This is a genomic window from uncultured Pseudophaeobacter sp. (assembly GCA_905479575.1).
Classification (GTDB): Bacteria; Pseudomonadota; Alphaproteobacteria; order Rhodobacterales; family Rhodobacteraceae; genus Pseudophaeobacter.
Map to the genome: position 1 here is coordinate 1 of CAJQNB010000051.1, position 2,796 is coordinate 2,796.

Consider the following 2,796-nt stretch of genomic DNA (forward strand, 5'->3'; position numbering starts at 1 on the left):
CAAACTCCCGGCGCGAGGCGATCTGATAGCGCATGACCTCCATCAGCTGCGGTAAATGCTGCTGCAGGATGCGGAACAGATTGGTGATTTCACCATTGAAGTCATTGGCGACCTCGCACTGCGGCTTCCAGCTGCGGCGCAAAAAGACACCGCCCATGCCGACAAAGGGTTCGGCATAAGTGGCATGGTCGACGGCCTCGATGCGCGCGATGATGCGGGCACTCAGGGCCTTTTTGCCCCCAAGCCAGGGGGCGACGGGCGCGGCAGGGCGCACCTTTGTCATTGTTGTCATTGCTGATTCCAGAATATGGGGTGCCCACTCTCGCGAGAGTCGGGCGACATCTTCTGTTGGGTATGTCGGCGCAGCCGCTTTGAACGGATGGCTGCGTGGGAACGGGTGTTAGCGCACCCGATCCCCCCGCTAGGGCGCGGAGGGATCAGTCTTTAAGAATTGGCTGGGTCAGGATCTCCGCCACAGCCGTCAACCGGCCATTGGCGCAGGAACGACCGCGCGCTTCGGCAATGAGGGCATCCGAGATCTGGCCCTCAGATTGCGGCAGCGGGCCGGTGTATCCGGCGCAGGGCTGCAGCAGATCGGGCGGCACTTGGGGCGGCGGTATGACCACCTCACTGGCTGGTTGAGAACAACCGGCCAGCAGTAGCGGCAAGCAAAGGGGATAAAGGCGCATCGCGGCCCTCCATGTTTTGCAACTCATTTGATAGCGCCGACCATTGACGGGCCTCATCGGCAGCGCGGTCCAGGTGGGCGCGGTGAATGCGGGCGGTCTCGGCGGCTTGCTGCAGGCTGGCCTGCGCTGTTGCCAGATCCGCCTGCGTGGCGGCCAGTTCGCCGCGCAGCCGGGTGCGGTCATTGAAGGCATCGCCAACAAACCAGACCAGTCCAGCCAGCACCCCCACCAGGGCAAGCCCTGGCAGGTTGCGCAGACCCCAGGCCCAAAGCTTGGCCTGCATCATGCCGCCTCTTTCAGCGCCTGATGGCACATGGCGCGTTCAGCGCCGCGCCGATTTACCAGCCCAGCCCAGACGCGCCCGCCTGCCTTGTTCCAGCGCGGCAACTCATTGCAGGCGCCTGTGAGATCCCCGGCATTGGCCTTGCGCACCAGGGTCGAGCGACAAGCAGCCCCTGCCCCGACGTTGTAGGTCCAGCTGACCAGGGCGATCTTCATGCCCACCGGCACCGGGTGGGTCAGGCAGCGGTCCAGCGCCGCCTCATAGGCCAGGATCTCGCGCGCCAGCATCGCATCGCAGTCCGCCTTGCTGTAGCTGTCGTCTGGTTGCACCCCCTTGGTTTCGCCATAGCAGACGGTCCAGACGCCAACGACATCGCGGTAAGCTTGCGTCCGCAGCCCCTCCCACTGGCCAATGAAGCCAATGGCGCCGGACATCGCAATACCGCTGCCCGCAATCAGCCCAACCGTGCGCCGCCGCATCGCGCCGCTTTGGTCCCGACGGAAGGCTGCAAGCTCAGATAGCCCGTTCTGCAGCACCAGCCGCGCCGGGATCGCCAGCGCCTGACATGTGGCCGAGGCCATGGCAAAATACAGCGGGTCCCAGCCCAGCATGCCGGGTTGAACCAGGGCCAGGAAGTATCCGCCCAGCAGAACCAGGCTCGCCAGGATGAGCCAGACAGACCAGGACTTGCCAAGAGTGGCGCGCCAGTTTGAGATCAGTTTCATATGATGTCTCCAATGCAAAAGACCCCGCCAAAGGCAGGGTTGGGTTCAGGTTTTGGGTTTTGTGGTTTCGTTACGGCTTAGTTCGCACCAGCCATTTGGTCAGCAACACCTCAGCCCCGCGCGGGCCAATGTAAGCCGCCAGCGCCACAATGCCGGTGGTCACGGTGGGCCCGGCGCCCATATAGCTGGCAATGGCCTCGCCAATGATGGCCATGCCAATGGCCACCGGGATTTCCCAAAGAAGCTCCGGGCCAAAGAAACGGCGCTGGCCTTTGCGCACCTCACCAGAATGCCACATCAGGCGGCCTATACTGGCCCCGACCAGCGTGGTGGCGGCACCGCCCAGCAGGTTCGACATCCAGTCGATCAGCCCCGGCTCAGGCATCAGCCCGCCCCCAGAGTGAGCAACGCCGCATCAAGCGCCGCCAGGGCGACCTGCACCTGCGCAGGCGTTGTCGCGACCTCAATCACCGCGCGGGTTTTGCGCCGCAGACCGGCCAGCTGCGCTGCGATACTGGCATAGGCATCCGCCATCGCGACAATCGCCGCTGCCAGATCCGCAACCGCCTCGCCTGTGATGGCAGCCTCGGCCTGCAGCATGGCCAGCTGATCGGCGCTGGCCGCATCCGCCAGATAGGCCCGCGCCGACACTGCCTTGGTGGCCCAGCTGTCGCGCTCGGCCTGGGGCACCTGGCCGGTGATTTCCGCTGCCGCCGCTGCGAGCCGATCCAGCGCCCGCGCCAGGCCCTCTGCCTTGGCCTGCGCCAGAGCCTCGGCAGCACTGGTTTCTGCGGTGGTGATCTTAAGCAAGAATGTCATGGGCCTAAGCCTCCGGTGCTGCGGGTTTACGAATGATGGGATCGGGCACGGCCCCGGCGACAACGCTCAGAACCGGCGCATCGGCGGGCTGGATCGGCTCTGCCGTGGCAGCGTCATAGCTCCAGCGTAGAGACAGACCCAGAACGCCCCCCGTGCGCTCGATGCGCCCCGCAAAAGGGTGATCGCCCTGCGGCTCAGCAAAGCCGCCCTCGGGTACGGAGGACAGGTCATAGGCGACACCATCGACGGTGAGGATATCGCCGTTGACGCTTGCGGTGGT

The 2,796-nt window shown here is 64.9% G+C and carries 6 protein-coding genes and 1 pseudogene; all 7 read right to left on the bottom strand.

The genetic code is table 11. The features are described 5' to 3' along the window. Positions 1 to 292, bottom strand: a 292-nt coding sequence (locus QZ268_RS14135) for a DNA adenine methylase (protein ID WP_295453863.1), incomplete at its 3' end; no start/stop codon positions are given. A gap of 145 nt (positions 293 to 437) precedes the next feature. Beyond that, positions 438 to 605 carry a hypothetical protein gene (locus QZ268_RS14140; RefSeq protein ID WP_295453866.1) on the bottom strand — a complete coding sequence of 56 codons (168 nt, stop codon included), beginning with the start codon at positions 603 to 605 and terminating at the stop codon, positions 438 to 440. Positions 606 to 627: 22 nt separating this feature from the next. Further along, entirely contained in the window at positions 628 to 975 is a 348-nt protein-coding gene (locus QZ268_RS14145; protein WP_295453867.1) for a hypothetical protein, read from the bottom strand. Then, the gene (locus QZ268_RS14150; RefSeq protein WP_295453870.1) at positions 972 to 1,697 is read right to left on the bottom strand and encodes a lysozyme; all 726 of its coding nucleotides are present in this window, start codon (positions 1,695 to 1,697) and stop codon (positions 972 to 974) included. The genes QZ268_RS14145 and QZ268_RS14150 overlap by 4 nt, the downstream gene beginning before the upstream one ends. 70 nt (positions 1,698 to 1,767) lie before the next feature. Continuing rightward, the gene (locus QZ268_RS14155) at positions 1,768 to 2,082 is read right to left on the bottom strand and encodes a phage holin family protein (protein ID WP_295453872.1); all 315 of its coding nucleotides are present in this window, start codon (positions 2,080 to 2,082) and stop codon (positions 1,768 to 1,770) included. Beyond that, positions 2,082 to 2,516, bottom strand: coding sequence for a hypothetical protein (locus QZ268_RS14160; RefSeq protein WP_295453875.1), 435 nt, complete (start codon positions 2,514 to 2,516; stop codon positions 2,082 to 2,084). Before QZ268_RS14160 ends, QZ268_RS14155 begins: the two co-directional genes overlap by 1 nt. 4 nt (positions 2,517 to 2,520) lie before the next feature. Next, a pseudogene (locus QZ268_RS14165) lies at positions 2,521 to 2,796 on the bottom strand (hypothetical protein); the annotation flags it as partial.

Excerpts from the sequence above, each read along its gene's own strand:
- QZ268_RS14145 (WP_295453867.1), bottom strand. The coding sequence starts at position 975 with ATGATGCAGGCCAAGCTTTGGGCCTGGGGTCTGCGCAACCTGCCAGGG.
- QZ268_RS14155 (WP_295453872.1), bottom strand. The coding sequence starts at position 2,082 with ATGCCTGAGCCGGGGCTGATCGACTGGATGTCGAACCTGCTGGGCGGT.
- QZ268_RS14150 (WP_295453870.1), bottom strand. The coding sequence starts at position 1,697 with ATGAAACTGATCTCAAACTGGCGCGCCACTCTTGGCAAGTCCTGGTCT.
- QZ268_RS14160 (WP_295453875.1), bottom strand. The coding sequence starts at position 2,516 with ATGACATTCTTGCTTAAGATCACCACCGCAGAAACCAGTGCTGCCGAG.